This is a genomic window from Actinomyces sp. W5033 (assembly GCF_051303165.1).
The window spans coordinates 1-26,278 of record NZ_JBPPGD010000001.1 but is presented as its reverse complement, the minus strand read 5'-3'; the positions used below and the strand labels follow the sequence as shown (position 1 = coordinate 26,278).

Genomic DNA, 26,278 nt, shown 5'->3' with positions numbered 1-26,278 from the left:
ACCCCAAAGCAAGGCCACCCCTACCCCCCTCGGGGGTGGGGGGGGGGTCACCCGGGACACCTGTGCGGGCGTGAGCGGCGTCTCAGGCGTCCTGGAGCTCGAGGCGGCGGGCGTGCCGCAGCAGGCGCAGGTTGTTGCCCAGCAGGAGCACGACGGCAACGCCCCCCAGAGCCTTGGCCCACAGCGGATCGGCGATGAACAGGCACACCATGGCCGCGAGCACCGGGGCGAGGTAGGTGAAGGAGTTGGCGATGTAGCCACCGAAGGAGGGCATCTCGACGCCGCGCGCCTCGGCGACAGACTTGACCATGAAGTTGGGGCCGTTGCCGATGTAGGTCAGCGCCCCGCACAGCACCGCGCCCAGGGAGATGGACACGAGGTAGATCTCAGGCACCCCCGCGACCGTGGCGCCGCCCGGGTGGGCGACCTGTCCGGCCATCTCGAAGAAGGTCGCGTAGGTGGGGGCGTTGTCCAGCACGGAGGACAGGCCACCGGTGAAGACGAAGAAGGTGACCTCGTTGAGCGGCAGGGAGCCGGCGACCTCGTCGAGGTAGTGCAGGGCCGGGATCATGGTGAGGAAGATGCCGATGAACAGCGTGGCGACCTCGGCGATGGGCCCCCACGCGAACTGGTTGTCCTCGAAGCGGGCGCGCTTGTCACCGAAGCGGTAGGAGCAGTAGGCGGCGCTCAGCATGAGGATCTCGCGCACGGGAACCCAGTCCATGGCGGTGGCGTGCCCGGACTCGATGGCCTCGGCGTCGATGGAGGGGGCCAGGGCCACGGCGGCGATGATGACGGCGAACCACACGAGGTTGCTGGCACCGCGCAGCCCCAGGGGCTCGACCTCCTCGCGGTCCTCACGCACGGCGACGGCCGGCTCCTGCGCGTAGTAGTAGGTGTCCAGGGCAAAGTAGGCGGCCAGCAGCATGGCCAGGACGAAGGCCCACTCCCACACGAGGCTGAAGGTCCAGGTGAAGGGGACGCCGCGCAGGAAGCCGAGGAAGAGCGGCGGGTCGCCCAGCGGGGTGAGCAGGCCACCGCAGTTGGCGACGACGAAGATCGTGAACAGGACGGTGTGGACGCGGTAGCGGCGCTCGTGGTTGGTGTTGAGCAGGGGCCGGATGAGGAGCATCGCGGCGCCCGTGGTGCCGATGAAGGAGGCGAGCACCCCGCCGACGGCGAGGAAGAGGGTGTTGTTGCGCGGGGTCGCCTCGATGTCTCCCTTGAGGAAGATGCCACCGGAGACGATGAACAGGGCCAGCAGCAGGGCGATGAACTGCCCGTACTCGACCACCGAGGCGAAGACCACCTGCCAGCCCAGGCCCACCCACATCCAGATGGCGACGGGCACGCCCAGGACGAGGGCAACGGCGAGCTGGCTGGACTGCTTCTCCCACCAGTGCGCGGTCCTGGGCACGAGCGGCAGGACCGCGATGGACGCCAGCATCGCGGCGAAGGGCAGGATGGACCACCACTGCAAGTGCACAGGGACTCCTTGGGGTCGGTTGGGGATGAGGCCGCCCAGGCCCTCGGGGAGGGCGGCAGGGCACGCCTTCCCACTGTACGGCACCGCGAGTCCCAGGATATGGGACGACTCTCAGAGCCAGCCGGACAGGAGCCCTTGCGCCTGCTCGACCAGGGTCCGGGCGCAGCCCTCGGAGTCGTTCCCCCAGCGCAGGTAGGTGAAGACGCCGCCGCCGGCCTCGGTGAAGGTCTTCCGGTTGAGCTGGTCGATCTCCTCGAGGGTCTCGAGGCAGTCGCTCATGAAGCCGGGGCAGATGACGTCCAGGCGCTGGCAGCCCTGGCGGCCCAGGGCCTCGACCGTGTCGATGGTGGCGGGACCGATCCACTGGGCGCGCCCGAAGACGGACTGGAAGGTGGTGAGCACCAGGCCGCCGTCGGCCCCGTTGTCCTGGCTGACGGTGACGCCCAGGCGCTCGGCGAGGGCGGCGACGGTGGCCTCGCACTCGCCGCGGTAGGGGTCCCCGGCCGCGTGCATGGCGGCGGGGATGGAGTGGAAGGAGCACAGCAGGTGCTCGCCACGTGAGGGGTCGGGACGCCCGTGCTCAGCCCAGTGGGCCTCGATGGGTGCGGCCAGGGCCTCGATGTAGGTCTCGTTGGTGGGGAAGGAGCGCACGGTGCGCAGCTCGGGCTGGTTGCGCGAGGCGAGCATGAAGCGCATGGCCTCATCGACGACGGGCGCCTGGCTGGAGGCGGAGTACTGCGGGTAGGCGGGCAGGAGGGCGATGCGGCGGTGGCCGGCCTGCATGAGCGCGCGCATGACGTCCTGGACTCCTGGGTCGCCGTAGCGCATGGCGGCGCGCACGACGACGTCCTGGCCGAGGGCCTCCTGGACGAGCGCGACCTGCCGCTCGGTGTAGTGCATGAGGGGGCTGCCCGAGCGGGTGTGCTCCATGCCCTCGCGCCAGACGGTGCGGTACTTGGCGGCGGAGTCCGCCGGACGGCGGATGAGGACCATCGTCTCGAGGATGGGGCGCCACAGCAGGGGGTGCATCTCGACGACCCGGCGGTCGGAGAGGAACTCGCGCAGGTAGGGGCGCACGTCCTTGGCGGTTGGGGTCGCCGGGGTGCCGAGGTTGGCGATGACGAGCGCGGGGCGCGGGTCGAGGGTGTGTGCGGTGGCGTCCGGGGCCACTGGCCCTCCTTCGGGTGGGTCACGGGGTGCGGGGGCCGCGAGCCTCTTTCGCGACACATCCCGCCCTGATGTCGCCACGGGAGTCTAGCCGCGGTCGCCCACGCAGATGACCAACACCGTGTCACCTCCCTGCGACGCCCGGACTGCGGTCCACGGCGTCCACGCCCCGCACTGCACGCTCCGCCCCTGCCTCATCTCCCTTCAGGAGCACGTCCCACAGGAAGCTCTCTCCCACGACGGGGATCGCGTAGCCACGAGCCTTCCTGGCCTTGCCGGAGGCCGAGTCAGGATCGGAGGCGACCACGAGACCAACCTTCTTGGTCACACTGGGATGGGGAACGTAACCAGCACGTCGCAGCAGCTCCTCGATCTCGGCGCGCGGGCGGCTCATGTCGCCGGTGAGGCAGATGAGGGTCCCCGGCCCAGGCCGACGTCCCCCAGAGCCCGACGCGTGGCCCACCGGTCCAGCGACCGCCGTTGCAGCGGCAAGGGAGGCGTCCACCGCCTGGGACGGGAGCTCGAGCACAAGCGCCACACGCACCAGGTCAGCGCGCTCCTCGTCGGTGACGACGCCGTCCGCCAGCGCGGCTGCGGCGAGCGAGGCGAGGTAGCCGCTGTGGATCATGGCGACGTGCTCGCGGCTGATGCCGGCCTCATGCGCGGCCCTCACCAGTGCGTCCTGCTCATGGAGGGACAGGCGACGGTCGAGCAGCGCCCGGTCCAGGAGGGCCGCGTACTCGTTGTACTCGTTGTCGCGAGCAGCCGGGCCCTCGGCCGTCGGGTTGTCGAGGGCGGGCAGGGTCTCCACAAGACGACCGATGAAACCTCGCTCACCACGGCTGCCGGGAGTGCTGCGCGGGTGGGTGCGCACCGCAGCGGGCCGCTGCATCGGCCAACCGTTGTCATGGGCGGCGAGAATCGCGTCAGAGTAGACCGCGGCCCCGGGCTCACGCTGAATGAAGTGCTCGAGGAGCCGTCCCGCAGCAGCAGCATCGTCACCGGCCGTGTGCGCAGTGCCGATGTCGATACCGAGGGCGCCGCAGCAGGCGGCGAGGCTGCGCCCCGCACCCGGTAGGTACCTTCCTGCCAGCCTCATCGTGCACAGGCCCGACCCGAGGTAGGCGGCCGGCAGCGGCCTGCCGAGCCGACGGTACTCGGCATCGATGAAGCGGCTGTCGAAGGACAGGTTGTGAGCCACGGGCACGGTCCCGTCCAGGCGCCAGGCGAGCTCGTCGGCGATGTCCGCGAAGGTGGGGGCGCCGTAGACATCGGCGCCCGTGATGCCGTGCACGTGCTGGGCACCCAGGTCACGCTCAGGGTTGACAACGGTCTCCCACCTCGAGACCTGACGACCGCCCTCATCCAGGCCGATCACCGCGATCTCAATGATCCTGTGGTGCGCTCCGGGATGGATCCCGGTGGTCTCCGTGTCAATCACCGAGTAGACGACGTCATCCACTGGTTCTCCTCATCATGCTCAGTACGGCCGCCTCGCGGCATCGTCACCCAGTGTGTCTGCCCGCTCCCGAGGCCATCTTCAGTCCACGAGCCGGCCCGTGACGTGGTCCGCCATGAGCCGGCCGCGCAGGGTGAGCACCACCCGGCCGCGCAGGGCGGCGGCGGGCTCGAGCATCCCCTCGGCCACCATCTGCGCCACCGCCGGCACCAGCCTCCGTGGTGTGCCCTCCGACGTCGTCGCCTCCCCCGCACGCACCAGGTCCGCCAGGGCGATCCCCTCGCGCAGCCGGATGCCGAGCATGACCCTCTCGAGCTCACGGGAGGGCAGGTCGATGACCTCGTGGCCGGCCACGGGCAGCCTGCCCGCCGCCACCTGGGCAGCCCAGGGCACCGGCGCCTTGACGTCCCACATGCGCACGTCGCCGAAGTGGGAGTGCGCCCCCGGGCCTGCGCCGTACCAGTCCCAGTCGTGCCAGTAGGCCTCGTTGTGGCGGCACTCGTGGCCCGGCCTGGCCCAGTTGGAGATCTCGTACCACTCGTAGCCCGCCGCGGCCAGGGCCGCGTCCGCCATCTCGTACTTGGTGGCCTCGTCGTCGTCATCCGGTACCGGCAGCTCGCCGCGACGCACCTGGGCCCACATGCGCGTGCCCTCCTCGATGACGAGGGCGTAGGCGCTCACGTGGTCGGGGTCAGTGTCCATCGCCGCGTCCAGGCTGCGGGCCCAGTCCTCCAGGGTCTCCCCGGGCGTGCCGTAGATGAGGTCCAGGCTCGTCGACAGCCCCGCGCGCCGCGCCCAGTCCACGACCAGCGGCACCCGCTCGGGCGTGTGCGTGCGCTCAAGCACCGCCAGCACGTGCGGCACCGCGGACTGCATCCCGAAGGACACGCGGGTGAAGCCCGCCTCGGCCAGGGTGGCCAGGTAGCGCTCGTCCACGGTCTCCGGGTTGGCCTCGGTCGTCACCTCGGCGTCCTCGGCCAGGCCCCAGGTCTCGCGCACGAGGGCCACCATCCGGGCCAGGTCCGCGGCCGGCAGCATCGTCGGCGTTCCCCCACCGAGGAACAGTGTGCGCGCGCTCCTGGCGGGCAGGCCCGCCCGGTCCATCGCCGCCCGCGCCAGGCGCAGCTCACCGGCCAGCGTGCTCACGTAGTCCGACGCCGAGGCCCCGCCCCCCAGGTCGAGGTTCGTGTAGGTGTTGAAGTCGCAGTAGCCGCAGCGCACCCGGCAGTAGGGCACGTGCAGGTACACGCTGAAGGGCCGCTGGGCCCCGTCCGGGGCGAGGACCTCGCCAGGCAGCTCGCCCGCACCGGGAAGCGGGGCGCCGTCGGGCTGCCTCGGGCTCACGCCCGCACGTCCCCGTCCGGAGCGGACAACCCGGGGGCCGGGGAGGCCGCCCGCCGCTCGAGCTGGTCGAGCACCGGCTCGCGACGGCGCGGCACCCAGGCCTCCTCGGTGCGCACGGCGGTGAGATCACGGATCGTTCGCCCGGCGTCGGTCCCACGCTGCTCGAAACGGGTGAGGACCCGCCCGGCGAAGCGCTCGGACCAGCCGCCCATGACGCCCGACGGCGAGCCCGGGTCCGGCCCGTTGCCCAGCGAGCCCGGCTCGGCGCTGTCCGCTCCGAGCCCGGCGCGGGCCCCGGCGTCGTCATAGCGGAAGTAGGGCTGAGTGAGGTCGCTGTCGAGCCCACCGGGCAGCGCCGAGACGCGCTCGAGGACGTCACGCATCTGCCAGGCGTAGTCCGCCCAGTCGGTGGCCAGGCGCCACACGCCACCTCCACGCAGCACGCGGGCGACCGAGTCCGCGAAGGCCTCGTTGACCAGGCGGCGCTTGCGGTGGCGGGGCTTGCGCCACGGGTCGGGGAAGAAGACCCACACCTCGCTCACGCTCGCCACGGGCAGCGCGGTGGCCAGCAGCTGGGAGGCGTCAGCGGGCACGACCCGCAGGTTGCGCAGCCCGGCACGGGCGGCGTCACGCACGATCTTGGCGATGGAGGTCTGCCACACCTCGACCGCCAGGTAGTCGGTGCCGGGGCACTGCGCGGCGGCCGCGAGGAGCGCCTCCCCGCCGCCGGAGCCGACCTCGACCACCAGGGGGCGCGTCTGTCCAGGGTGGCCGAAGGCCGCGCAGGGCTCGAGGCTAAAGCGCGCGTCGACGGTGCGGATGGCGTCGGCACGCGGCACGTCGATGACGTACTCGGCCCCGTGCTGGGCCAGCGCCTGCTTTTGCGCCTCCGTCAGGCGCCCTCCCGCGCGTGAGAAGGAGCGCACGCGCGAGTGGACGGCGTGCGACCTGGCTGGGTGGACCTGGACCATCGAGCCCCCTCAGCCGACCTGCTCGGCGGCGGGCTCGCCGCACCCGCGAGTGGGGCCGGCCTGCTCAACGCCACAGGTGCTGGCGCTCCTGTGCCCGTGGGTGGTGCTCATCGACCTGCCTGACCTGAGTGTCTTACTTGTCCTTGCCGGTGGGGGTGTCCGCGCCCAGGGCGGCGATGAAGGCCTCCTGGGGCACCTCCACGCGGCCGATTGCCTTCATGCGCTTCTTGCCCTCCTTCTGCTTCTCCAGCAGCTTGCGCTTGCGGGAGATGTCGCCGCCGTAGCACTTGGCGAGCATGTCCTTGCGCAGGGCGCGGATCGTCTCGCGCGAGATGATGCGCGAGCCGACTGCGGCCTGCACCGGGACCTCGAACTGCTGGCGCGGGATGAGCTCCTTGAGGCGCTTGGTCATCATGAGGCCGTAGGAGTAGGCGGCGTCCTTGTGGACGATGGCGCTGAAGGCGTCCACCTTGTCCCCGTTGAGCAGGATGTCCACCTTGACCAGGTCCGCGCTCTGCTCACCGTCCATGTCGTAGTCCAGCGAGGCGTAGCCGCGGGTGCGGGACTTCAGGGCGTCGAAGAAGTCGAAGACGATCTCCGCCAGCGGCAGGGTGTAGTGCATCTCCACCCGCTCCTCGGACAGGTAGTCCATGCCCTTCATCGTGCCGCGGCGCGACTGGCACAGCTCCATCACCGTGCCCACGAACTCGCTGGGGGTGAGGATCGTGGCGGACACGACCGGCTCACGCACGTCCACCACCTTGCCCTCGGGGAACTCCGAGGGGTTGGTGACCGTGTGCGTGCTGCGGTCCTCCATCGTCACCTCGTAGACCACCGAGGGGGCGGTGGAGATGATGTCGAGGTTGAACTCGCGCTCCAGGCGCTCGCGGATGATCTCCAGGTGCAGCAGGCCGAGGTAACCGCAGCGGAAGCCGAAGCCCAGCGCCACGGAGGTCTCCGGCTCGTAGGTGAGGGCGGCGTCGTTGAGCTTGAGCTTGTCCAGCGCGTCGCGCAGGTTCGGGAAGTCCGAGCCGTCCACGGGGAACAGGCCGGAGAAGACCATGGGCTTGGGGTCCTGGTAGCCGTCCAGCGGCTTGGTGGCGGGGGCCTGGGCGGTGGTGACCGTGTCACCGACCTTGGACTGGCGCACGTCCTTGACGCCCGTGATGAGGTAGCCGACCTCACCGGCGCCCAGGCCCTTGGAGGGCTGCGGCTCGGGGCTGATGACACCGATCTCGAGCAGGTCGTGGACGGCGCCGGTGGACAGCATCTCAATGCGCTCGCGGGGCCTGAGGGCGCCATCGACGACTCGCACGTAGGTGACGACGCCACGGTAGGTGTCGTAGACGGAGTCGAAGATCATGGCGCGGGCAGGCCCGCCCGGGTCCCCGGAGGGCGCCGGGACGGCCTCGACGATGCGGTCGAGCAGCTCGGGCACGCCGTCGCCGGTCTTGCCCGAGACCTGCAGGACCTCCTCGATCTCGCAGCCGATGATGGAGGCGATCTCACGCGCGTGCTTCTCGGGCTCCGCTGCCGGCAGGTCGATCTTGTTGAGCACGGGGATGATGGTGAGGTCGCCCTCGATGGCCATGTAGAGGTTGGCCAGCGTCTGGGCCTGGACGCCCTGGGCGGCGTCAACGAGCAGGACGGCGCCCTCGCAGGCCGCCAGGGAGCGGTTGACCTCGTAGGAGAAGTCCACGTGGCCGGGGGTGTCGATCATGTTGAGCGCGTAGGTGCGCGGCCCGTCGGGGTCGTCCACGGTCCAGGGCATGCGCACGGCCTGCGACTTGATGGTGATGCCGCGCTCGCGCTCGATGTCCATGCGGTCCAGGTACTGGGCGCGCATGTCGCGCGGCTGGACGACGCCGGTGGCCTGCAGCATGCGGTCTGCCAGGGTCGACTTGCCGTGGTCGATGTGCGCGATGATCGAGAAGTTCCGAAGCAGCTCGGGCGCGGTGGCCGCAGGGGTGACGGTGGCGGCCTGCTCGGGCGTGGGGATCGGTGACACGTGGGCTCTTCCGGGTCAGGGTCAGACAACTGCGCCCAGTCTCCCACGGCCCGCATCCGCCGCCGGAACCGAACGCTGTGAGACGGGCCCCTTCGGTCCGGCGGGTCCCTCAACGCGCGGGCCGCCGCCGCGGGCCTGGGGAACCGCGGGCGCAGGAGCGGGCAGGAGGCACGGCGCCCGCACCGGCGCAGCAGTCCCCGCCCTGAGCCCAGCGAGGGCTCAGTTGAGGTTGAGGGCGCGGCGGGCGAGGTGGTAGCCGAGGACGGGCACACGCCGTCCTAGCACCCCGTGCAGGTTCATGGCACGGCCCAGCACCGTCCGGCGCAGGCGGCGGTGCACGTCCGGGCGCCGCTCGGCCATCCGGCGCCACAGGCCGTCCTTGATCGCGAGGTTCTGCTCCGTGCCCGAGCGCAGGGCCATCGTGGAGATGACGACGCAGCTGATGAGGTAGTAGTGCAGGAGGTAGCCGTACAGGGAGTCGCAGACCTCGCCCTCGGCCGGCAGCGCCTCGAGCATGAGGGCGTTGACCCGGTCGTGCTGGTCCAGGCGGCGCACGATGACGTCGTCGGCAACGGACTGGCCCTCGCGCCCGATCGTGTACAGGTACAGGTCGATGTCGAGGTACGTCAGGGACCCGACGGCGGTGAGCGGCTCGAAGGCGAAGAGGTTGTCCACGTAGAAGCAGTGCTCGGGCAGGACGGTGCCCGAGGCGCGCAGCATGTCGGTGCGGTACACCAGCGCGTGCATCATGAGGTACTGGTCCGCACGGAAGCGGCGCACGTCGTCCCAGGTGCCGATCCTGCCCTCGGGCAGCAGACCGTGGAACCTTACGGTGTGGGCCGCGCGCCTGGAGGCCGGCCGCCGCCTGGCAAGCGGCAGGGCGCGCCGCCCCAGGCTCCGCCACGCCTCGGAGCCCTCACGGACGTAGACGAAGTTCGTGACGACGAGGTCCGGGGCGCAGCCGTCGCTCTGCCACTGGCGCAGGCGGGCGAGCAGGGCGCGCAGGGCCAGCGGGTCCAGGGCGTCATCGGCGTCGCAGACCTTGAGCCACGTGCCCGTGGCGTGGACGACGCCCGTGTTGACCGCGCCGCCGTGGCCCTTGTTCTCCTGGTGCACGACGACGACGCCGTCCGAGCGCGCAGCCAGCTCCTGCGCCAGGACCAGGGTGGAGTCGGTGGAGCCGTCGTCAACGACGACGACCTCAACCTCACCCCCCTCGACGGTGAGGCTGTCAAGGCAGCGCTCGAGCCACGCCGCAGCGTTGTAGGAGGGCACGACGATGCTCAGGAGCGGGGCGGTCACAGTCAGATCATGCCTCCTGCCCCGCCTGGCGCACGCACAAACGGGTGCCGCCGTGGTGTCGAGCACAGCGCGCCGGCCGGGTACGGCGCCTGTGCCCGAGGATCGTGGGGATGGCGGGAAGGAAGGGTCCCGGGCCAGGAGCGCACCCGGCGCGTCTTTTCTGACGCCGCTGTCACCCCTGCGACGCGTTCCCTACGCTGGGGCGCCGTGATCGACCAGATTCTTGAGCTTCCCCTCCTGTGGGCCTGGGGCGTCCTGTGGTGCGTGGCCATGCTGCGCTCGAACGCCATCCACTGGATCGGCCGGGGTCTGAGCAGGGGCGCTGAGCGCTCGCGCTTCGCCGGGATGCTCACCAGCCCCATGTACGTCAGCGCCCGGGCCATGGCCGAGCGCTGGGGGATCATCGCTGTCCCTCTGTCCTTCCTGACCGTCGGGGTGCAGTCCTTCGTCCAGCTGTGGGCGGGGGTGACGCTCATGCCGCTGCGCCTGTACCTGCCCGCCGTCATGCTCGGCTCGGCGATCTGGGCGACGGTCTACGCCACCGTCGGCCTGGCGGTCTTCGCCGCGTGGATCGGTGCCGGCGGCGGTTGGGCGGTCGCCGCCGTCGTGGCCGTGGCCGCTGCGCTCGTCTGGAGGCGCAGCCGACAGCACCAGGGCGCAGCCGACGGGCAGGGCCAGCACCGGGAGGCGGTCGGGCTGGAGGCTGTCGAGGCCTGAACCCGGTCCCCGTCTCACCATGAGACACGACAGCACGCCGGTGTTGGCGCTCCGGGCGCCTGCCACCTAGGCTCACAGCCATGACCGCGTTCTCCTCCCGCAGCTGGTGGTGGCTCCCCTAAGGGCGAGCCACACAGTCGCGTACGCGGAAGCAGAACACCAGAGCTCGCCACCAGGCGGGCTCTTCGTGCACTCGGGGCAGGCCGTCGGTGGCACGGACCGAGGAGACCCCTCATGAAGCCCCCCTCCCCCGCGCCGTCGCCGACGGTGCTCACCCGCGGCGTGCGCTACCAGCCGGACTGCGGACGGCTGCTCGAGCACCTGGCCACCGCCAGCCTGCTGGCCACGACCACAGACCCCGTCACGGGCCGCCGGCGGCCTGTGGACACGGTTCTGCTGGAGTCCGTTGACACCGCCACCAAGGTCTCGCGCACGACCATCGCGGTCCTGGAGGCCTCCGCCCGGCTCACCTGTGAGGGAGAGTCCGTCCTCGTCGAGGCCCTGCCGCAGGCGCGAGCCGACGGCGAGGCCGCCCTGGCCCGCCTACGCACCGTCCTGGGCGAGCACGTGAGAGCCGAGGCGGACCACCGCCTCACCCTCACGATCCCGCCAGTTGACGGCGCCCGCCTCGAGGAGCGCGAGCGCCTGAGTGCCCTGTCCACGGTGGAGCCGCTGCGGGTGCTGGCCGGCGCGGAGGTGGACCACCCGCACCTGCCGCTCGAGGCGGGTGTGGTCGCCTTCGACTACCTGGCGACCTTCGAGGCTCTGCCGGAGGTGGCACCGGGGGCCAACACCTGCCCCGACTACCTCTTCTACGACGCCCGGATCCTCCTCGTCATCGACCACCCCACCCGCGAGGCGAGCCTCGTGGGGGCCAGCGTGGACGGCGAGGACCTGGCGTCCCGGATGGAGGCGCTGGCCCGCGCCATCAACGCCACCGACACCGCCGACGCCACCGACACCACTGCGCCGGTCCACGGGGCAACAGTCGGCGGCACGACGGTCCCCGGCGGGGGCCCGCGCCCCGGCGCCACCCGCACGAGGCGCCCGGTGGTGCACGCCGCACCCACGCAGTCCGACGCCGGCTTCGCGGCACAGGTCGAACGGCTCAAGGAGTCCATCGCCGCCGGGGAGGTCTACCAGGTGGTGCCCTCCCGGGACTTCACGATGCCCTGCCCCAACGCCCTGGCCGCCTACCACGAGCTGCGCCTGGCCAACCCCAGCCCCTACATGTTCTACGTGGCCGCCCCCGGCTTCGAGCTGCTGGGCGCCTCCCCCGAGTCCGCCCTGCTGCACTCGGCGCGCACCGGCACGGTCTCCATCCGTCCCATCGCCGGCACCCGCCCGCGCGGCCTGGCCCCGGACGGCTCGGTGGACCACGAGCTCGACACCCGCCTGGAGCTCGAGCTGCGCACGGACGCCAAGGAGGTCGCCGAGCACGTCATGCTCGTCGACCTGGCCCGCAACGACGTCGCCCGGGTGAGCGTGCCCGGCACCCGCCGCGTGCACGACCTGCTGCGGGTAGACCGTTACAGCCGGGTCATGCACCTGGTGAGCGAGGTCAGCGGAACGCTCGCACCGGGGCTGGACGCCCTCGACGCCCTGCGGGCCTCGATGACGATGGGCACGCTCACCGGCGCGCCCAAGCTGCGTGCGGCCGAGCTCATCCGCCTCACCGAGGGCGTGCGCCGCGGCTCCTACGGTGGCTCGGTGGGCTACCTGCGCGGCGACGGCGAGCTGGACACGTGCATCGTCATCCGCTCGGCCTTCGTCCGCCACGGGCGGGCCCTCGTCCAGGCGGGGGCGGGGGTCGTGTCCGCCTCCGTTGCAGCCGCGGAGGCCGCCGAGACGGTGCACAAGGCCTCGGCGGTGCTGCACGCGGTCGCGGCCGCGCAGGGCGCCGACCTCATCATCGACACCGACACCCCCAAGGAGGCCTGAGATGCGAGTGGTCCTGCTCGACAACCGCGACTCCTTCGTCTACAACCTCGTCGACCAGATCGCCTCCCTGGGCGCCGACATCGAGGTCTACCGCAACACGGTAAGCTCCGAGGTCGTCCTGGCCGCCCTGGAGCCCACCGCCGAGGAGCGCGGCCACCACGAGCGCCCCGTCCTGTGCCTGTCACCCGGGCCCGGGCACCCGAGCACCAGCGGCTGCCTCATGACACTGACCGAGACCGCCCTCACCCGGGGCGTGCCCACGGTGGGCATCTGCCTGGGCTTCCAGGCCATCGTCGAGGCCTGCGGCGCCCGCATCGGCCGCGTCGTCCCCGTGCACGGACGCAGCGTACGGGTCGCCGTCACCGAGGCGGGACGCGCCGACGCCGCCCTCGCGGTCCTGGACGGCGGGCCCCTCGACGTCGCCCGGTACCACTCACTGGGTACCCGGACGCTGCCCGCGGATCTTGTCGCGCTGGCGGTCACCACCGGCGAGGACCCGGCCGGCGCCGACGTCGTCATGGCCGCGCGCCACCGCCACCGGCCCGTCATCGGCCTGCAGTTCCACCCCGAGTCGGTCCTCACCCCGCAGGGGCCGACGATCCTTCGCGCACTCATCACCGCTCTGGCCCGCACCGCCTGAGCCGCGCCCGCCGCACACCGCCTGGCCCGCACCCGACCACCACGACCCCAGGAGGGCACCATGACCACCGCACCCGCTGACAACGCCGTGAGCACCACGGCGGACGACCCCGAGGAGCAGGCCGAGGCCGCACGCCTCCTCGTGCGCGCCATCATCCAGGGACGCGTCCTGTCCTATGAGGAGGCCTGCAGCGTCTTCACCGCCCTGGGCGCGGGACTGCTCACCGACGTCGAGACCGCTGCCCTGCTGGCCGCCCTGCACGCCCGGGGCGAGAGCGCCGACGAGCTCGCCGGCGCCGCCCACGCCTTCCGTGCCGCCGCCCGTCCCTTCCCCGCGGTCTCCAAACCCCTGTGCGACATCGTCGGCACCGGGGGCGACGGGGTGGGCACGATCAACATCTCAACCGGTGCGGGCCTCACCGCCGCCTCCATGGGGCTGACGGTCGCCAAGCACGGCAACCGCGCCGTGTCCTCGACAACAGGGGCCGCGGACGTCGTCGGGGCCCTGGGGCTGGCGTTGGAGCTCAGGCCGCCGCAGGCTGCCCGCATGCTGGAGGAGGCCGGTTTCACCTTCCTCTTCGCCCAGGCCTACCACCCGGCGATGCGCTTCGTCGCTCCCGTGCGAGCGGCCCTGCGCACACCCACCGTGTTCAACCTGCTGGGCCCCTTGATCAACCCCGCGCGCCTGAGCTACCAGGTCATGGGCGTCGCCGACGTCACGAAGATGGACATGATCGCCCACAGCCTTAAGCGCCTGGGCCGCGAGCGCGCCCTGGTCATCCACGGCCTGGGCCTGGACGAGATCACCGTGCACGGTGCCACCACCGTGCGTGAGGTGACCCCCGAGGGCATCCGCTCCTTCACCGTCACCCCCGAGGAGCTGGGGGTGCCCACACGTGACCTGTCGGAGGTGCTCGGTGGACGTCCCGCCGAGAACGCCCACCTCCTGCGTGAGGTCTTCGAGGGCCGGGGGCGCGAGGGCCACCGTGACGCCATCGCCGTCAACACCGGTGCCCTGCTGTACCTCGCGGGCCGGGTGGGCACGCTGCGCGAGGGCACCCAGGCGGCCCTGGAGCAGCTGGCAAGCGGGCGGGTCGCCGAGCACCTCGACCGCATGGTGTCCTTCCCGGCCACGACGCACGAGGAGGTGGCCTCATGAGCGTGCCGACCGGGCCCGTCACCCTCTCGGCCGGCCTGCCCGCTCTGGGCGCGGGCGGCGCCCGACGTCCCGACCGGGTGCCCGTGAGCGAGCGCCTCATCGTCTCCGGCACCGTCCTCGACTCCATCGTCGAGGCGCGCCGCGCCCGCCTGCCCGAGCTGCGCAAGCGCTTCGGTCACCTGCGCGCCGAGGACCTGGAGCGCAGCGAACGCTCCTTCAGCGCGGTGCTGCGCCGCCGCTCGGGCCCGCTGCGCTCCCCGCAGCCGGCGCTCGTGCTGGAGTGCAAGTCCGCCTCGCCCTCGCTGGGCACGATCCGCTCCGACTACGACCCGGCCGTGTTGGCCGGCATGTACCGGCCTTGGGCTGCGGCCGTGTCCGTGCTCACCGAGCCCGACTGCTTCAACGGGTCCTTCGACGACCTGGCCGCCGTGCGCGCCGTCGTCGACTGCCCGGTGCTGTGCAAGGACTTCATCGTTGACGAGGTGCAGGTGCTGGCGGCCCGCTCGCTGGGGGCCGACGCGATCCTGCTCATGCTCTCCGTCATCCCCGACGACGTCCACCGTGAGCTGGCGGCTCTGGCCGCCTGGCTGGGCATGGAGGTCCTCACCGAGGTGTCCACCGCCGAGGAGATGCACCGCGCCGCCGCCCTGGGGGCCAGCGTCATCGGCATCAACAACCGTGACCTGCGCACCCTGGCGACCGACGTGGCCCGCACCGAGCAGATGGCCCCGCTGGCCCCCGCCGGGGTCGTCCTCGTGGGTGAGTCCGGGGTAGCCAGTGCCGACGACGTGCGTCGCCTGGCGCCCTGGGCCGACGCCCTGCTCATCGGCTCCTCGCTCGCGGCCGCCGAGGACCCTGCGGCCCTGGCCGCCTGCCTCGCCACCGCTGTCCGCGTCCCCACCACCCGGGAGAAGACCATGACCGACCACCCCGCACCCGCCGGCCCCGAGGGCCTGGTGGCCGCCGTCGGCCCCGCGCCCGGGACCGCCACGCCGCCGGTGGGAGCCCGCCCCCATGACGGCCACCACCACCCCAGGCTCAGCGCCTACTTCGGCCCCTACGGCGGCCAGTACGTGCCCGAGCTGCTCATCCCCGCCCTCGACCAGCTCGAGGACGCCTTCATCGAGGCGCAGGCGGACCCCGCCTTCCACGCCGAGTTCGACGAGCTCCTGCGCCGCTACCTCGGGCGTCCCACCCCGGTCACCGAGCTGCGCAACCTGCCGCGCGAGGGCAACGCGCGCATCTTCCTCAAGCGCGAGGACCTCGTCCACGGCGGCGCCCACAAGGGCAACCAGGTCCTCGGTCAGGCCCTGCTGGCCAAGCGCATGGGCAAGACCCGCATCATCGCCGAGACCGGTGCCGGCCAGCACGGCACGGCCACCGCGATGGTCTGCGCCCTGCTGGGCCTGGACTGCACCGTGTACATGGGGGCCACCGACGTCGTGCGCCAGGCCGCCAACGTCGAGCGCATGGAGCTCATGGGGGCGCGGGTCGTGCCCGTGGCCAGCGGCGCGGGCACGCTCAAGGACGCCGTCAACGAGGCCCTGCGCGACTGGACCGCGTCCTTCGCCACCACCCACTACCTGCTGGGCACGGCGGCCGGTCCCCACCCCTTCCCGACGATCGTCCACGAGTACCACCGCTGCATCTCCGTCGAGGCGCGTGCCCAGCTGCTCGCCCTCACCGGGCGTCTGCCCGACCAGGTCATCGCCTGCGTGGGGGGCGGCTCGAACGCCATCGGCATGTTCAGCGAGTTCATCGCGGACGAGGGCGTGGGCCTCATCGGCGTCGAGCCGGCCGGTGAGGGCCTGGACTCGGGCCGCCACGGCGCCCCGATCAACGCGGGCCGCCTGGGCATCCTGCACGGCGCGCACTCCTACCTCATGCGCACCGATGAGGGGCAGGTGGAGGAGTCCTTCAGCGTCTCCGCCGGCCTCGACTACCCGGGGGTGGGGCCCGAGCACGCCTGGCTGGCGGACAGCGGGCGCGCCTCCTACGTCGGGGTCACCGACGACGAGGCCGTCGAGGCCTTCGTCCAGCTCTCCCGCTTCGAGGGCATCATCCCCGCCCTGGAGTCCGCCCACGCCCTGGCGCAGGCGCTGAGGATCGCGCGCCAGACCCCGGCCGACGCGCCCACACCGCACCTGCTCGTGTGCCTGTCCGGCCGCGGTGACAAGGACCTCGACCAGATCCGTATGCGCCTGGGCGGCTCCTTCAGCGCGGACAGTGCTGTGGGCCGTGCCTCACGGATGCTGGCCGATATGGGCAAACGCAACGAGTACCTGGGCCTGGCCCAGCACGGCAACGGCGCGAGCGCCGCTAAGGAGGCCTGAGATGTCACGCTACCCCGCCATGTTCCACCGCCTGAGCCAGCGGGGTGAGGGTGCCTTCGTGCCCTTCGTCATGCTCGGTGACCCCACAGCCGCTCTCAACGAGAGCGTCATCGAGGCGCTCATCGAGGGCGGCGCCGACGCCCTCGAGCTGGGTGTGCCCTTCTCCGACCCGGTGGCCGACGGCCCCACGATCCAGCGCGCCCACATCCGCGCACTTGAGGCGGGCACGGGACTGCGCTCCTCGATGCAGGTGGTGACCCGGGTGCGTGAGCGCCACCCGGACCTGCCCATCGGGCTGCTCATCTACGGCAACGTGCCCTTCGCCGTCGGCCTGGAGGCCTTCTACGGCCTGTGCGCGGCCAGCGGTGTGGACTCGGTGCTGCTGCCGGACGTGCCGGTGCGTGAGGGTGACGCCTTCTCGACCGCGGCCCGGGCCGCCGGGATCGACGCCGTGTACATCGCCCCGCCGTCGGCATCCGCCGACACCCTCGACGGGGTGGCCCGCAGCTCGCGCGGCTACGTGTACGCGGTCTCGCGCGTCGGCGTGACGGGCACCGAGCGGGCCTCGTCGACGGCGGGCCTGGCGCAGTCGGTGGCGCGCCTGCGTGCGGAGGCGGCCGCGCCGGTCATGCTCGGATTCGGCATCTCGACGCCGCAGCAGGTCGCTGAGGCGATTGCGGCGGGGGCGGACGGGGCCATCTCCGGCTCGGCCGTGGTGAGGATCATCGAGGAGCACGTGCCGGCCCTGCTGGCAGGCGGGCCCGCCGGGCGCCAGCGGGCGCTGGGGGCCCTGCGCGAGGAGCTGGTCGCCTTCGTCGGCACCATGAAGGCCGCGACGCGGCGCTGAGCGCGCCCCCGCGCAGGGTGTTGACGCACCTCACGTCCTGCCCCCCTCCGGCGCGGCGGCCGCCGGAGGGGGCAGGCTGGTAAGGTCCCCTCTTGGACCTCTGGCCTGGCCGGCCGTGGGGTCCGGCGACCGGGCCCGCCAGGTGCTTCCACCACCTCTTGGCCTGTGTGCGCCAACCCTCTCTCCGGCCATTGACCGAATCCGACTTCAAGAAAGCGTCTCCCACAGTGGCGAACATCAAGTCCCAGATCAAGCGCATCAAGACCAACGAGAAGGCCCGCCTGCGCAACCAGTCCGTCAAGTCCGAGCTCAAGACCTACGTGCGTCGCGTCCGCGAGGCCGTCGAGGCCGGCGACAAGGCCGCCGCTGAGGAGGGCCTGAAGAAGGCCGCCCGCAAGCTCGACAAGGCCGTCTCCAAGGGCGTCATCCACAAGAACCAGGCCGCGAACCGCAAGTCCAAGCTGGCCAAGCGCGTCGCCTCCCTCTGAGCAGACCCGGCTCTGGCCACCGGCCCGCCGCGACACGGCGAAGGGGCGTCTCCCGCACGGCAGGCGCCCCTTCGCCGTCGCCATCTGAGCCCCTTGGTGCGGCGGCGCGCGCCTGACCCGTTGTGACGATGAGAGCAGGGGCGTCGCCCCCGTGACACGAGGCGGCAACACGTCCCGGCGGTAGTCTTCATCGGGCCGGTGCCCGTCACCGTGCCCGGACCGGCCGCCTGCGGCCGCTCCGACAGCGAGGGACGAGGAGAGCGCATGCGCACAGGATTTGACCGCGACGAGTACATCAGGACGCAGTCCGAGCACATCGCCGCCCGGCGGGCGCAGTTCGGCGGCAAGCTCTACCTCGAGTTCGGCGGCAAGCTGGTGGACGACATGCACGCCTCGCGCGTGCTGCCCGGCTTCAGCCCGGACAACAAGATCGTCATGCTCAAGGAGATGGCGGACGAGGTCGAGATCATCGTCGCCGTCAACGCCCGTGACTTCCAGCGCCGCAAGGTCCGTGCGGACCTGGGCACCTCCTACGAGGACGAGATCCTGCGTCACGTGGACGCCTTCCGTGACTACGGCCTGTACGTGGGCAGCGTCGTCATCACCCAGTGGACGGATGACAACCGCGAGGCCAAGGCCGTGCGCCGCAAGCTCGAGAAGCTGGGGCTCAAGGTCTACCGGCACTTCATCATCCCCGGCTACCCCAACGACGTCGCCCGCATCGTCTCCGAGCACGGGCTGGGCAGGAACGAGTACATCGAGACCGAGCGCGACCTCGTCGTCGTCACCGCACCCGGTCCCGGCTCGGGCAAGATGGCCACCTGCCTGTCGCAGATGTACCACGACCACCTGCACGGCGTGTCCTCCGGCTACGCTAAGTGGGAGACCTTCCCGATCTGGAACCTGCCCCTGGACCACCCGGTCAACATCGCCTACGAGGCCGCCACCGCGGACCTGGACGACGTCAACATGATCGACCCCTTCCACCTGGCCGCCTACGGAGTCCAGACGGTCAACTACAACCGCGACGTCGAGATCTTCCCCGTCCTCAACCGCCTCTTCGAGGAGATCCTGGGCTCCTCCCCCTACCGCTCGCCCACGGACATGGGCGTCAACATGGCCGGGCACTGCATCAGCGACGACGAGGCCTGCCGCAGGGCCAGCGAGCAGGAGGTCATCCGCCGCTACTACAAGGCCCTGGTCACCGAGAGGCGCGAGATGACGGACCCGGTGCAGTCCGGGCGCATCGCCCTGCTCATGACGAAGCTGGGCGTGACCAAGGAGGACCGCCCCGTCGTCCCCGCCGCCCTGCGCGTGGCGAAGTCGACCAAGGCCCCGGCGGCCGCGCTCGAGCTGCCCGACGGCAGGATCGTCGTGGGCAAGACCTCCGCCCTCCTGGGCGCCTGCTCCGCCATGCTCCTCAACGCCCTCAAGGCCCTGGCCGGGCTGGACCCCAAGAAGGACCTGCTCGCCAAGGCCTCGATCGAGCCCATCCAGGCGCTCAAGACCCAGCACCTGGGCTCGCGCAACCCGCGCCTGCACACTGACGAGGTGCTCATCGCCCTGGCGGTGTCCGCCTCGAGCGACCCCGATGCCCAGGCGGCGCTCGACCAGCTCGAGAGCCTGCGCGGCTGCGACGTGCACACCTCGACGATCCTGGGCAGCGTGGACGAGGGCATCTTCCGCTCGCTGGGGGTCCAGGTGACCAACGAGCCGGTCTTCGCCACGAAGTCCCTGTACCGCAAGAAGTAGGCCGTACCGGGGCAGGCACGGCGGCACCGGGCGGCCCTCGGTGCCACTGTGACCGCGGCTCAGCGCCTCCGGGCGCGACGGGCCCGGCAGATGGCGAGCACCGCCCGCTCGACCGCGTGCACCGGGTCCCGGGAGCCGCCCTTGACCTCGGCGTCGGCGCGGGCGACGGCGACGATCGCGGTGGCCAGGGCGTCGTCACTCCACCCGGACAGCTCGCGCCGCGCCCGGTCCACCTGCCAGGGGGCCATCCCCAGGTCCCGGGCGGACAGGTTGCGCCCGCCGGCGGCGGCGACGCGGGCGAGCTGGCGGATCTTCATCGCCAGGGCGGAGACGATCGGGACGGGCTCGGTGCCCGTGGCGATGGCGTGGCGCAGGGCCGTGACGGCCCGGGCGACGTCCCCGGCCGCGGCGGCGTCCGCCACGGTGAAGCCGGTGGCCTCGAAGCGCCCGGCGTAGTAGGTGTTGACCTCGCGCACGGTGATGGTGCCCTCGGTGTCCGCCGCGAGCTGGTCAACGGCGCTGAGAAGCTCGCGCAGGTCCGAGCCGAGGGCGTCCACCAGGGCCCCGACTGCCTCGGCGTCCGCACGCCGGCCCCTGCGACGCAGGTCCGCAGCGACCAGTGCGGCCTTGTCCCTGGGGGACTTGACGGCCTCGATGGTGACGACGGGGTACGGGGAGGCCGCCAGGGCCTCCAGCAGCCTCTTGCCCCGCTGCCCCCCGTTGTGACGCAGGATGACAGTGACGTCAGGGTCCGCGGCGGCGGTGTAGGCCAGCAGGTCCGTCAACAGGGCGTCGGTCATCTGCTCAAGGGCGGGCACGAGCACGAGCCGGGGCTCACCGAAGAGGGACGGGGAGACGAGCGTGCTCAGCTGGTGGGGCTCGTAGGAGGCGGCCTCGAGGGTGGTGACCTGCGTCGTCGGGTCCTTCTCGCGGGCCTGGGCCAGCAGGCGCCCCACGGCCCGGTCCGCAAGGACCTCCTCGCCGGAGCGGATGAGGACGATCGGGGCGAGAACGACCTCGTCCCAGCAGGGCCCTGCAGGCGCACGGCGCGTTCCGCGCGAGGTTCGAGGTGAGGCCATGGGCCAAGCCTGCCACGCGGTGGCCACACGCCTCGACGTCCGAGCACGCGCCGGCGTGCGCGCCGGCTGAGGAGCACCGCACCCACAGCCTCGACGGCGGCCAGCAGCAGCGCCCCTCCCACTCCCCCGGGGCCAGACGATGACCGCTCCCGGCAGTGCCGCGAAGAACCGGGCCACGCCCGCCAGCCAGGCGCAGGAGGCCAGCGCCGGCCAGGCCAGCAGGCGCGCCAGACCGGGTGACAGGGGGCTGACGAGGGCCGCCAGGAGGCCGCAGACGGTCGCCACGGGCACCGGCGGGGCCGCGATGACGTTGGCGGGCACGGCCCACAGGCCGGTCTGCGGCTGGAGGGTGACGAGCACCGGGGCGCAGGCCGCCTGGGCGACGAGCGGCAGGGCCACGGCCGCGGCCAGCCACCTGGGCAGCCGCCGGGACAGGGCGGCCTGGACCGGTCCTGCCCACAGCACGATGCCCGCGGTGGCGGTGACGGACAGGGCGAAGCCGTAGCTGCGCGAGGCCCACGGGTCGAGCATGACGAGCGCGACGACGGCGGCGCACAGTGCCGGGACGGTGGCTGAGCGTCTTCCGGCTCCGACTCCGGCGAGCATGACCGCCCCCATGACGGCGGCGCGCAGCACGGACCCACCAGGCCTGACGAGGACGACGAGCGCCGTCAGCAGCAGCGCGCCGATCCCGGCACGCGCCCAGCGCGGCACGGGCCCGAGCACCGTGAGCGCGAGCCCGACGACAAGCGCCACGTGCTGGCCGGAGACGGCGGTCAGGTGGGTCAGGCCCACGGCGCGCATCTGCTCCCTCACCCTCTGGGGCAGGACGTGGTCGTCACCGAGGGCGACGCCGCTGACGAGCTCACGGCTGCCGGCGGGCCAGGTGCCGTCCGCGGGCGGGTGGTCGGCGGGGCGCGCGACGGCGCCGGCCAGGCCCTCGCGCAGGCGGCCGACGAGCGCCAGCACCCCGTTGGGAGGCGCGATGACCTCCACCTCGGCGTCGCGACCGAGGACGGCTGCCTGCGCCTCACCGGGCTCAGTGGCCTGCAGGACGCCTGTGACCCTCACATGGGCGCCGAGGGGGACGTCCACCCAGGCAGAGCCCCCCAGGACCAGAGCGCCCGCCCGAGAGGCCCGCCCGTTGACCTCGTGGACCTCAAGCTCGACGAGCGTGGTCGTCGAGCGGGCGGAGGCGATGACCCGCGGGCAGGTCATGACCGTGGCGGTGAGCTCGCTCGCTCCGGAGCCGGAGGCGGCGTGGGTCAGGGGGTCGAGGTCGCGGGCGTGCTGGGCGGCTGCGGTCACGGTGAGCACGCAGGCGGCGGTGATCACCACGAGCAGGACGCTGGCGCAGGCCGAGCCCCGGGCGGCGCCCCCGGGCACCTCGGCGCCCGGGCGCGGGTCGGCGCGGTGGCGGGCGGGACGCAGGCGTCTGGTGAGGGGAACGAGCGCGCCGGCCACGGCGGCGAGCCCGAGCGCCACAAGGGCGCTCAGGCCTGCGCTGTGGCCCACTGCCCACCCGGCCGCGCCCCAGGCCGCCACCGCCGCGGGAGCGAGCCGCAGGTCCAGTGGCTCAGGCGCGGGGGCGCGGCGCAGGTGCTGCCTCCTGGCCTGCTCGGTGCCTCGCCCGCCTCCACCGGGCACGCCGTGCGCACCGATGGCGGGCGTCCCCCGTCCCGCTGGGTCCTCGTGGCCGGGGACCGGCGGGGTCGTGTCCTGCGGGGTGGGGTCCGCGCCCGTCACAGGACCACCAGGTCCCGCAGCGCCTCGAGCCGGGCGCTGCCGATGCCGGAGACGGCGGTGAGCTCGTCAACGCTGGTGAAGGCGCCGTGCTCGGCGCGGTAGCTGAGGATCCGCTGGGCCAGTGCGGGTCCGATGCCGGGCAGCGTCTCGAGCTCGGTGGCGTCGGCGGTGTTGAGGTTGACGCGCCCGGGCACGGAGGGGCCCCCGGCACCGTCCTGGCGCGGTTGCGCGGGGCCCTGGCCTGCGCTCACCGTCAGGGTCTCCTCGCCCTGTCGCGGGACACGGACCTGCTCGCCGTCGGTGAGCACGCGCGCGAGGTTGAGCTGGTCCGTGTCCGCCTCCGGTACCGCACCCCCTGCGGCGTCGATGGCGTCGGCGACGCGCGCGCCCGCGGCCAGGACGACCACGCCGGGCGAGACCACGGCCCCGGCCACGTGGACGGCGACCTGCCCGTCGGCGCCGCCGCGCGCCCCGTCAGGCTCTGCGGGCGTGGTGGCCGGCGCCGAGGCCGGGTCCACCGGCACCAGGTCGCTGCCCGAGAGCGCGCCGGCTGTTGCCGTGGCCCCGGCTGAGGAGGGCGGGGAGGCGGGGGCGGTGAGCAGGCTGCGGGCGGCCAGCAGCAGCGCCAGGGCGATGAGCAGCGCTCCCAGGGCCATGGCGACGGCCGGGGCCAGGCCGGTGCGACGTGGACGGGTGACGGGCTCGATGGGGTCCGGTGCGCAGGCGACGCGGATGAGCGTCTCCAGGGGCACCCGCCCCGACCGGTCCACCCGCCTGCCACTCATGGCACGACGGTAGGACGCCGGCCCGAGGTCGCGGGGCGCGCCTGTGGACAGCCCGGGCCTGCCCTGTCACGCGGCGGGCCTGTGGAGCCCGGCCCTGGGCGCCTGCGCCGTGCTCAGCCGCCCAGGGCCGGGGCGACGACGACACCCAGGGCCCCCGGACCCACGTGCACGCGGGTGGCGGCGTCGGCCGGGGAGCGCATGATCGTCTCCACCGTCGTGCCGGCCTGCGCCATCGCCTCGGCGAGGTCGTTCTCCAGCTCCCGCCCGTCGGCAGGGTCGTCGCCGTAGTGCACGGCGAGCTGGACCGGGGTCGCCGGCCTGCGCGAGCGCCTGCCTCCTACCGGGCCGCCGGCCTCGCCGACCGCCAGCTCGATGAGGCGGCGCCGGGCCCGGCCCCGGCCGCGCACGGCCTCGACCACCTCGATGCCCGTGGTGGCCACACGCAGCACCGGTCGGATGCCGAGGGTGGAGCCGAGCAGCGCCGTCGTCCGGTCCACGCGCCCACCCCGGTGCAGGCAGGACAGGTCCTCCACGAGGAAGAACAGGCTCGAGCGCGCGGCGAGCTCGCGGGCCCGGGCGGCGCCGCGCCGTGCGCTGCCCGCCTCGGCCGCCGCCAGGACGGCGAGGCCCAGTGCCCCGCCGGACACGCCCAGGTCGAGCACCGTCACCCGCCGGGCCCCGTCCTCGTGAGGGTCCAGGGCGCGGGCCGCCAACAGGGCGTTGTCAACCGTTCCGGACAGGGCGGCACCCACGTGGAGGGCGAGGACCTCGTCAGCGCGCTCGAGCGCCCGGCCGTAGGCCTCGGTCAGGGCCGCGACGCTGGGACGCGAGGTCGTCGCCGCTCCCTCGTCGTCGGTGAGGACGGGCAGCTCGACGACCTCGATACCGCGCTCGGCCGCGAGCGCCGCCGGCAGGCAGGCAGCGGAGTCGGTGACGACGGCGAGGCTCATGCCGGTAAGGCTAGCCTGCGCCCGTGAGGCGCTCCCACCCCGTGCCCTGCGCGCGCCGCCCAGTAGAATCCTGCCTGGCTGCTGAAGAGCAGGCGCCTGGACGGAGGGATCGAGGATGGGCCAGAGCACCGTTGAGGAGCCCACCCCCGGGGTGAGGGTGTGCTGGGCCTGGCACTGGGGCGCGGCCCTCGTGCTGGCTGCCACCGTGTCCGTGCTGCTGGCGCGCTACGAGGACCTGCCGGACCCCTACCCCGTGCACTACGGGCTGACGGGCACGGCCGACGGCTTCGCCTCCAGGAGCCACGTCCTGGTGCTCCTGCCCGTCGTCATCGGCGCCACCCTGGTGGTGGCCATCGCCGTGTCGCACGCCGTCCACGTCCGCTCGCTGCGCACCGCGCTGCAGCGCCCCGTCGGCCGCTACGACCACCTCGACTGGACGGCGCAGCGCGGCCCGGCGTCGGTCGCGGTGCTGGGGCCCGTCAACCTGCTGCTCGCCGTGGTCTTCTCGGGTGTGTCCCTGCTGCCGGTGGTCGGGGCGCTCGCAGGCTCGCTCATGACATGGGGAGGCTTGTGCCTCCTCGTCGCTGTCCTCGCCGCCTCGTCGGTGCGCGCCCGGCGCCGCCAGCGCGGCTGAGCCTGCCCGTTACCTTGTTGGTGGTCCTGGGTGGTCCGGGGCCGGGCCAGTTGCTGTGGGCATGATGTCTTGCCCCTGTCCGTAGATGATCCGGGGGGTGTTGTCACCCGCAGCAGCCGGACGCTGGTGACCGCTGATAAGGGGAACGACCCACCGCGTGTGAGGTCTTTCGTAACGTGGGTGCGGAACCGGTCGTCCACCGGCTGGCCCCGTATCGACTTGACCGAGAGGCGGCAGGAGAGATGGATATCGAGGACATCGAGGTCTTCATCGGCATCGACGTCGGCAAGACGGACCACTGGGCCACGGCCCTGAGCCGGGACGGGCGGAAGGTCCTCGACAAGCCCCTTCCCAATGACGAGGCACGTCTGCGTTCCCTTTACGGCAAGCTGGCCGACCACGGGAGGCTGCTGGTGGTGGTCGACCAGCCCGCCACCATCGGGGCCCTGGCCGTGGCGGTGGCCCAGGACATGGGCATCACCGTGGGCTACCTGCCCGGACTGTCGATGCGACGCATCGCCGACCTGACGCCGGGCAGCGCCAAGACCGACGCGAAGGACGCGGCCGTCATCGCCGGCGCGGCCAGGAGCATGCCTCACACCCTGAGAGCCGTCAGCGCCTCGGACGAGGACGCGGCCGCCTTGTCGATGCTCACGGGATTCGACCTGGACCTGGCCCGCCAGGTCAACCAGAGCGCTAACCGGATCCGGGGCCTGTACACCCAGATCCACCCCGCCCTCGAGGCCGTGGTGGGGCCCTGGCTGGAGCACGACGCCGTCTTGGAGGTCATCGCCGCCTGGCCCACCCCAGCCGATCTGAAGCGAGCGGGCAAGGCAAGGATTGACGCCAGGCTCAAGAAGCACGGGTGCAGGCGGCACGCCACCTGGGCCGGCCAGATCGTCTCGGCCCTGGAGCACCAGACCGTGGTGGTCGCCGGCACCGACGCCGCCGCAACGGTGCTACCTCACCTGGCCAGGCAGCTCATCGCCCTGCACGCTCAGCGGGCCGATGTCGCCGCCCAGGTCGAGGCCCTGGTGGAGGCCCACCCTCTTTATGAGGTCCTGATCTCCATGCCCGGGATCGGGGTCAGGACCGCCGCCGTCTTCCTGGCCGAGACCCTGGGCAAGACCTTCGACACCGGCGCCCAGCTGGCCTCCTACGCCGGGCTCGCTCCCGTCACACGCCGCTCCGGCTCATCGATCCGTGGTGAGCACGTCTCCCACGGCGGCAACAAGAGGCTCAAGCGCGCCATGTTCCTGTCCGCCTTCGCCTCCCTGCGCTCCGACCCCGTCTCCCGGGCCTACTACCAGCGCAAACGAGACCAGGGCAAGCGTCATAACCAGGCCGTTCTCGCCCTGGCCCACCGCCGCATCCTGACCCTGCACGCCATGATCCGAGATGGAGCCCTCTACGACCCACAACCAGCCACGAAACTACCCGCCGCCGCTTGACACACCACATAGGGGCACCC

20 protein-coding genes and 1 pseudogene are annotated in these 26,278 nt (G+C 72.5%); 10 read left to right on the top strand and 11 right to left on the bottom strand.

The features are described 5' to 3' along the window. Nucleotides 1–82: 82 nt before the first annotated feature. The 7 genes from ACSJJR_RS00105 to ACSJJR_RS00075 all read right to left on the bottom strand — a co-directional run bounded on the left by ACSJJR_RS00105 (nucleotide 83) and on the right by ACSJJR_RS00075 (nucleotide 9,737). Entirely contained in the window at nucleotides 83–1,486 is a 1,404-nt protein-coding gene (locus ACSJJR_RS00105) for a sodium:proton antiporter (protein ID WP_435941485.1), read from the bottom strand. 111 nt (nucleotides 1,487–1,597) lie between these two features. Beyond that, nucleotides 1,598–2,656: a ferrochelatase gene (hemH, locus tag ACSJJR_RS00100; protein ID WP_435941484.1), complete on the bottom strand. Its 1,059-nt coding sequence runs from the start codon at nucleotides 2,654–2,656 to the stop codon at nucleotides 1,598–1,600. A 121-nt stretch (nucleotides 2,657–2,777) separates the two neighbouring features. Continuing rightward, nucleotides 2,778–4,115, bottom strand: coding sequence for an exonuclease domain-containing protein (locus tag ACSJJR_RS00095; RefSeq protein ID WP_435941483.1), 1,338 nt, complete (start codon nucleotides 4,113–4,115; stop codon nucleotides 2,778–2,780). 78 nt (nucleotides 4,116–4,193) lie between these two features. Then, nucleotides 4,194–5,456: a radical SAM family heme chaperone HemW gene (gene hemW / locus ACSJJR_RS00090; protein ID WP_435941481.1), complete on the bottom strand. Its 1,263-nt coding sequence runs from the start codon at nucleotides 5,454–5,456 to the stop codon at nucleotides 4,194–4,196. Further along, nucleotides 5,453–6,427: a tRNA (guanosine(46)-N7)-methyltransferase TrmB gene (trmB, locus tag ACSJJR_RS00085; RefSeq protein WP_435941479.1), complete on the bottom strand. Its 975-nt coding sequence runs from the start codon at nucleotides 6,425–6,427 to the stop codon at nucleotides 5,453–5,455. The genes hemW and trmB overlap by 4 nt, the downstream gene beginning before the upstream one ends. A 133-nt stretch (nucleotides 6,428–6,560) precedes the next feature. Next, nucleotides 6,561–8,435 (bottom strand): translation elongation factor 4, encoded by a 1,875-nt coding sequence (gene lepA / locus ACSJJR_RS00080; protein WP_435941478.1) that lies wholly within the window; start codon nucleotides 8,433–8,435, stop codon nucleotides 6,561–6,563. A 219-nt stretch (nucleotides 8,436–8,654) separates the two neighbouring features. Continuing rightward, nucleotides 8,655–9,737 carry a glycosyltransferase family 2 protein gene (locus ACSJJR_RS00075; protein WP_435941476.1) on the bottom strand — a complete coding sequence of 361 codons (1,083 nt, stop codon included), beginning with the start codon at nucleotides 9,735–9,737 and terminating at the stop codon, nucleotides 8,655–8,657. Nucleotides 9,738–9,944: 207 nt separating this feature from the next. On the opposite strand from ACSJJR_RS00075, the gene ACSJJR_RS00070 reads away from it, so the two are divergent. From ACSJJR_RS00070 to ACSJJR_RS00035, 8 genes are all read left to right on the top strand, one after another. After that, nucleotides 9,945–10,454, top strand: coding sequence for a DedA family protein (locus ACSJJR_RS00070; RefSeq protein WP_435941475.1), 510 nt, complete (start codon nucleotides 9,945–9,947; stop codon nucleotides 10,452–10,454). 234 nt (nucleotides 10,455–10,688) lie between these two features. After that, the gene (locus ACSJJR_RS00065) at nucleotides 10,689–12,395 is read left to right on the top strand and encodes an anthranilate synthase component 1 (RefSeq protein WP_435941473.1); all 1,707 of its coding nucleotides are present in this window, start codon (nucleotides 10,689–10,691) and stop codon (nucleotides 12,393–12,395) included. Nucleotide 12,396: 1 nt separating this feature from the next. Continuing rightward, nucleotides 12,397–13,035 carry an anthranilate synthase component II gene (locus ACSJJR_RS00060; RefSeq protein WP_435941472.1) on the top strand — a complete coding sequence of 213 codons (639 nt, stop codon included), beginning with the start codon at nucleotides 12,397–12,399 and terminating at the stop codon, nucleotides 13,033–13,035. Nucleotides 13,036–13,095: 60 nt separating this feature from the next. Then, entirely contained in the window at nucleotides 13,096–14,193 is a 1,098-nt protein-coding gene (gene trpD / locus ACSJJR_RS00055) for an anthranilate phosphoribosyltransferase (protein ID WP_435941471.1), read from the top strand. Next, nucleotides 14,190–16,526, top strand: coding sequence for a tryptophan synthase subunit beta (gene trpB / locus ACSJJR_RS00050; protein ID WP_435941469.1), 2,337 nt, complete (start codon nucleotides 14,190–14,192; stop codon nucleotides 16,524–16,526). Before trpD ends, trpB begins: the two co-directional genes overlap by 4 nt. Nucleotide 16,527: 1 nt before the next feature. Beyond that, entirely contained in the window at nucleotides 16,528–17,373 is an 846-nt protein-coding gene (gene trpA, locus ACSJJR_RS00045) for a tryptophan synthase subunit alpha (protein WP_435941468.1), read from the top strand. Between the two features lie 227 nt (nucleotides 17,374–17,600). Beyond that, nucleotides 17,601–17,861 carry a 30S ribosomal protein S20 gene (rpsT, locus tag ACSJJR_RS00040; protein WP_249367135.1) on the top strand — a complete coding sequence of 87 codons (261 nt, stop codon included), beginning with the start codon at nucleotides 17,601–17,603 and terminating at the stop codon, nucleotides 17,859–17,861. 264 nt (nucleotides 17,862–18,125) lie between these two features. After that, nucleotides 18,126–19,613: a DUF1846 domain-containing protein gene (locus ACSJJR_RS00035; protein WP_435941466.1), complete on the top strand. Its 1,488-nt coding sequence runs from the start codon at nucleotides 18,126–18,128 to the stop codon at nucleotides 19,611–19,613. 59 nt (nucleotides 19,614–19,672) lie between these two features. Here ACSJJR_RS00035 and holA read toward each other — a convergent pair whose 3' ends face one another. The 4 genes and pseudogenes from holA to ACSJJR_RS00015 all read right to left on the bottom strand — a co-directional run bounded on the left by holA (nucleotide 19,673) and on the right by ACSJJR_RS00015 (nucleotide 24,173). Further along, nucleotides 19,673–20,692, bottom strand: coding sequence for a DNA polymerase III subunit delta (holA, locus tag ACSJJR_RS00030; protein WP_435941745.1), 1,020 nt, complete (start codon nucleotides 20,690–20,692; stop codon nucleotides 19,673–19,675). Nucleotides 20,693–20,872: 180 nt separating this feature from the next. After that, nucleotides 20,873–21,496, bottom strand: a pseudogene (locus ACSJJR_RS00025) (ComEC/Rec2 family competence protein); the annotation flags it as partial. A gap of 938 nt (nucleotides 21,497–22,434) precedes the next feature. Next, nucleotides 22,435–23,223, bottom strand: a complete 789-nt coding sequence (locus ACSJJR_RS00020; RefSeq protein WP_435941465.1) for a ComEA family DNA-binding protein — start codon at nucleotides 23,221–23,223, stop codon at nucleotides 22,435–22,437. Between the two features lie 113 nt (nucleotides 23,224–23,336). Then, complete coding sequence (locus ACSJJR_RS00015; protein WP_435941463.1) at nucleotides 23,337–24,173, bottom strand: DegV family protein; 837 nt, start codon at nucleotides 24,171–24,173, stop codon at nucleotides 23,337–23,339. Between the two features lie 115 nt (nucleotides 24,174–24,288). Between ACSJJR_RS00015 and ACSJJR_RS00010 the strand changes: the two genes are divergently transcribed. After that, nucleotides 24,289–24,807 (top strand): DUF1648 domain-containing protein, encoded by a 519-nt coding sequence (locus ACSJJR_RS00010; RefSeq protein ID WP_435941462.1) that lies wholly within the window; start codon nucleotides 24,289–24,291, stop codon nucleotides 24,805–24,807. Nucleotides 24,808–25,049: 242 nt separating this feature from the next. Next, nucleotides 25,050–26,258 carry an IS110 family transposase gene (locus ACSJJR_RS00005; RefSeq protein WP_435941460.1) on the top strand — a complete coding sequence of 403 codons (1,209 nt, stop codon included), beginning with the start codon at nucleotides 25,050–25,052 and terminating at the stop codon, nucleotides 26,256–26,258. Nucleotides 26,259–26,278 lie beyond the last annotated feature (20 nt).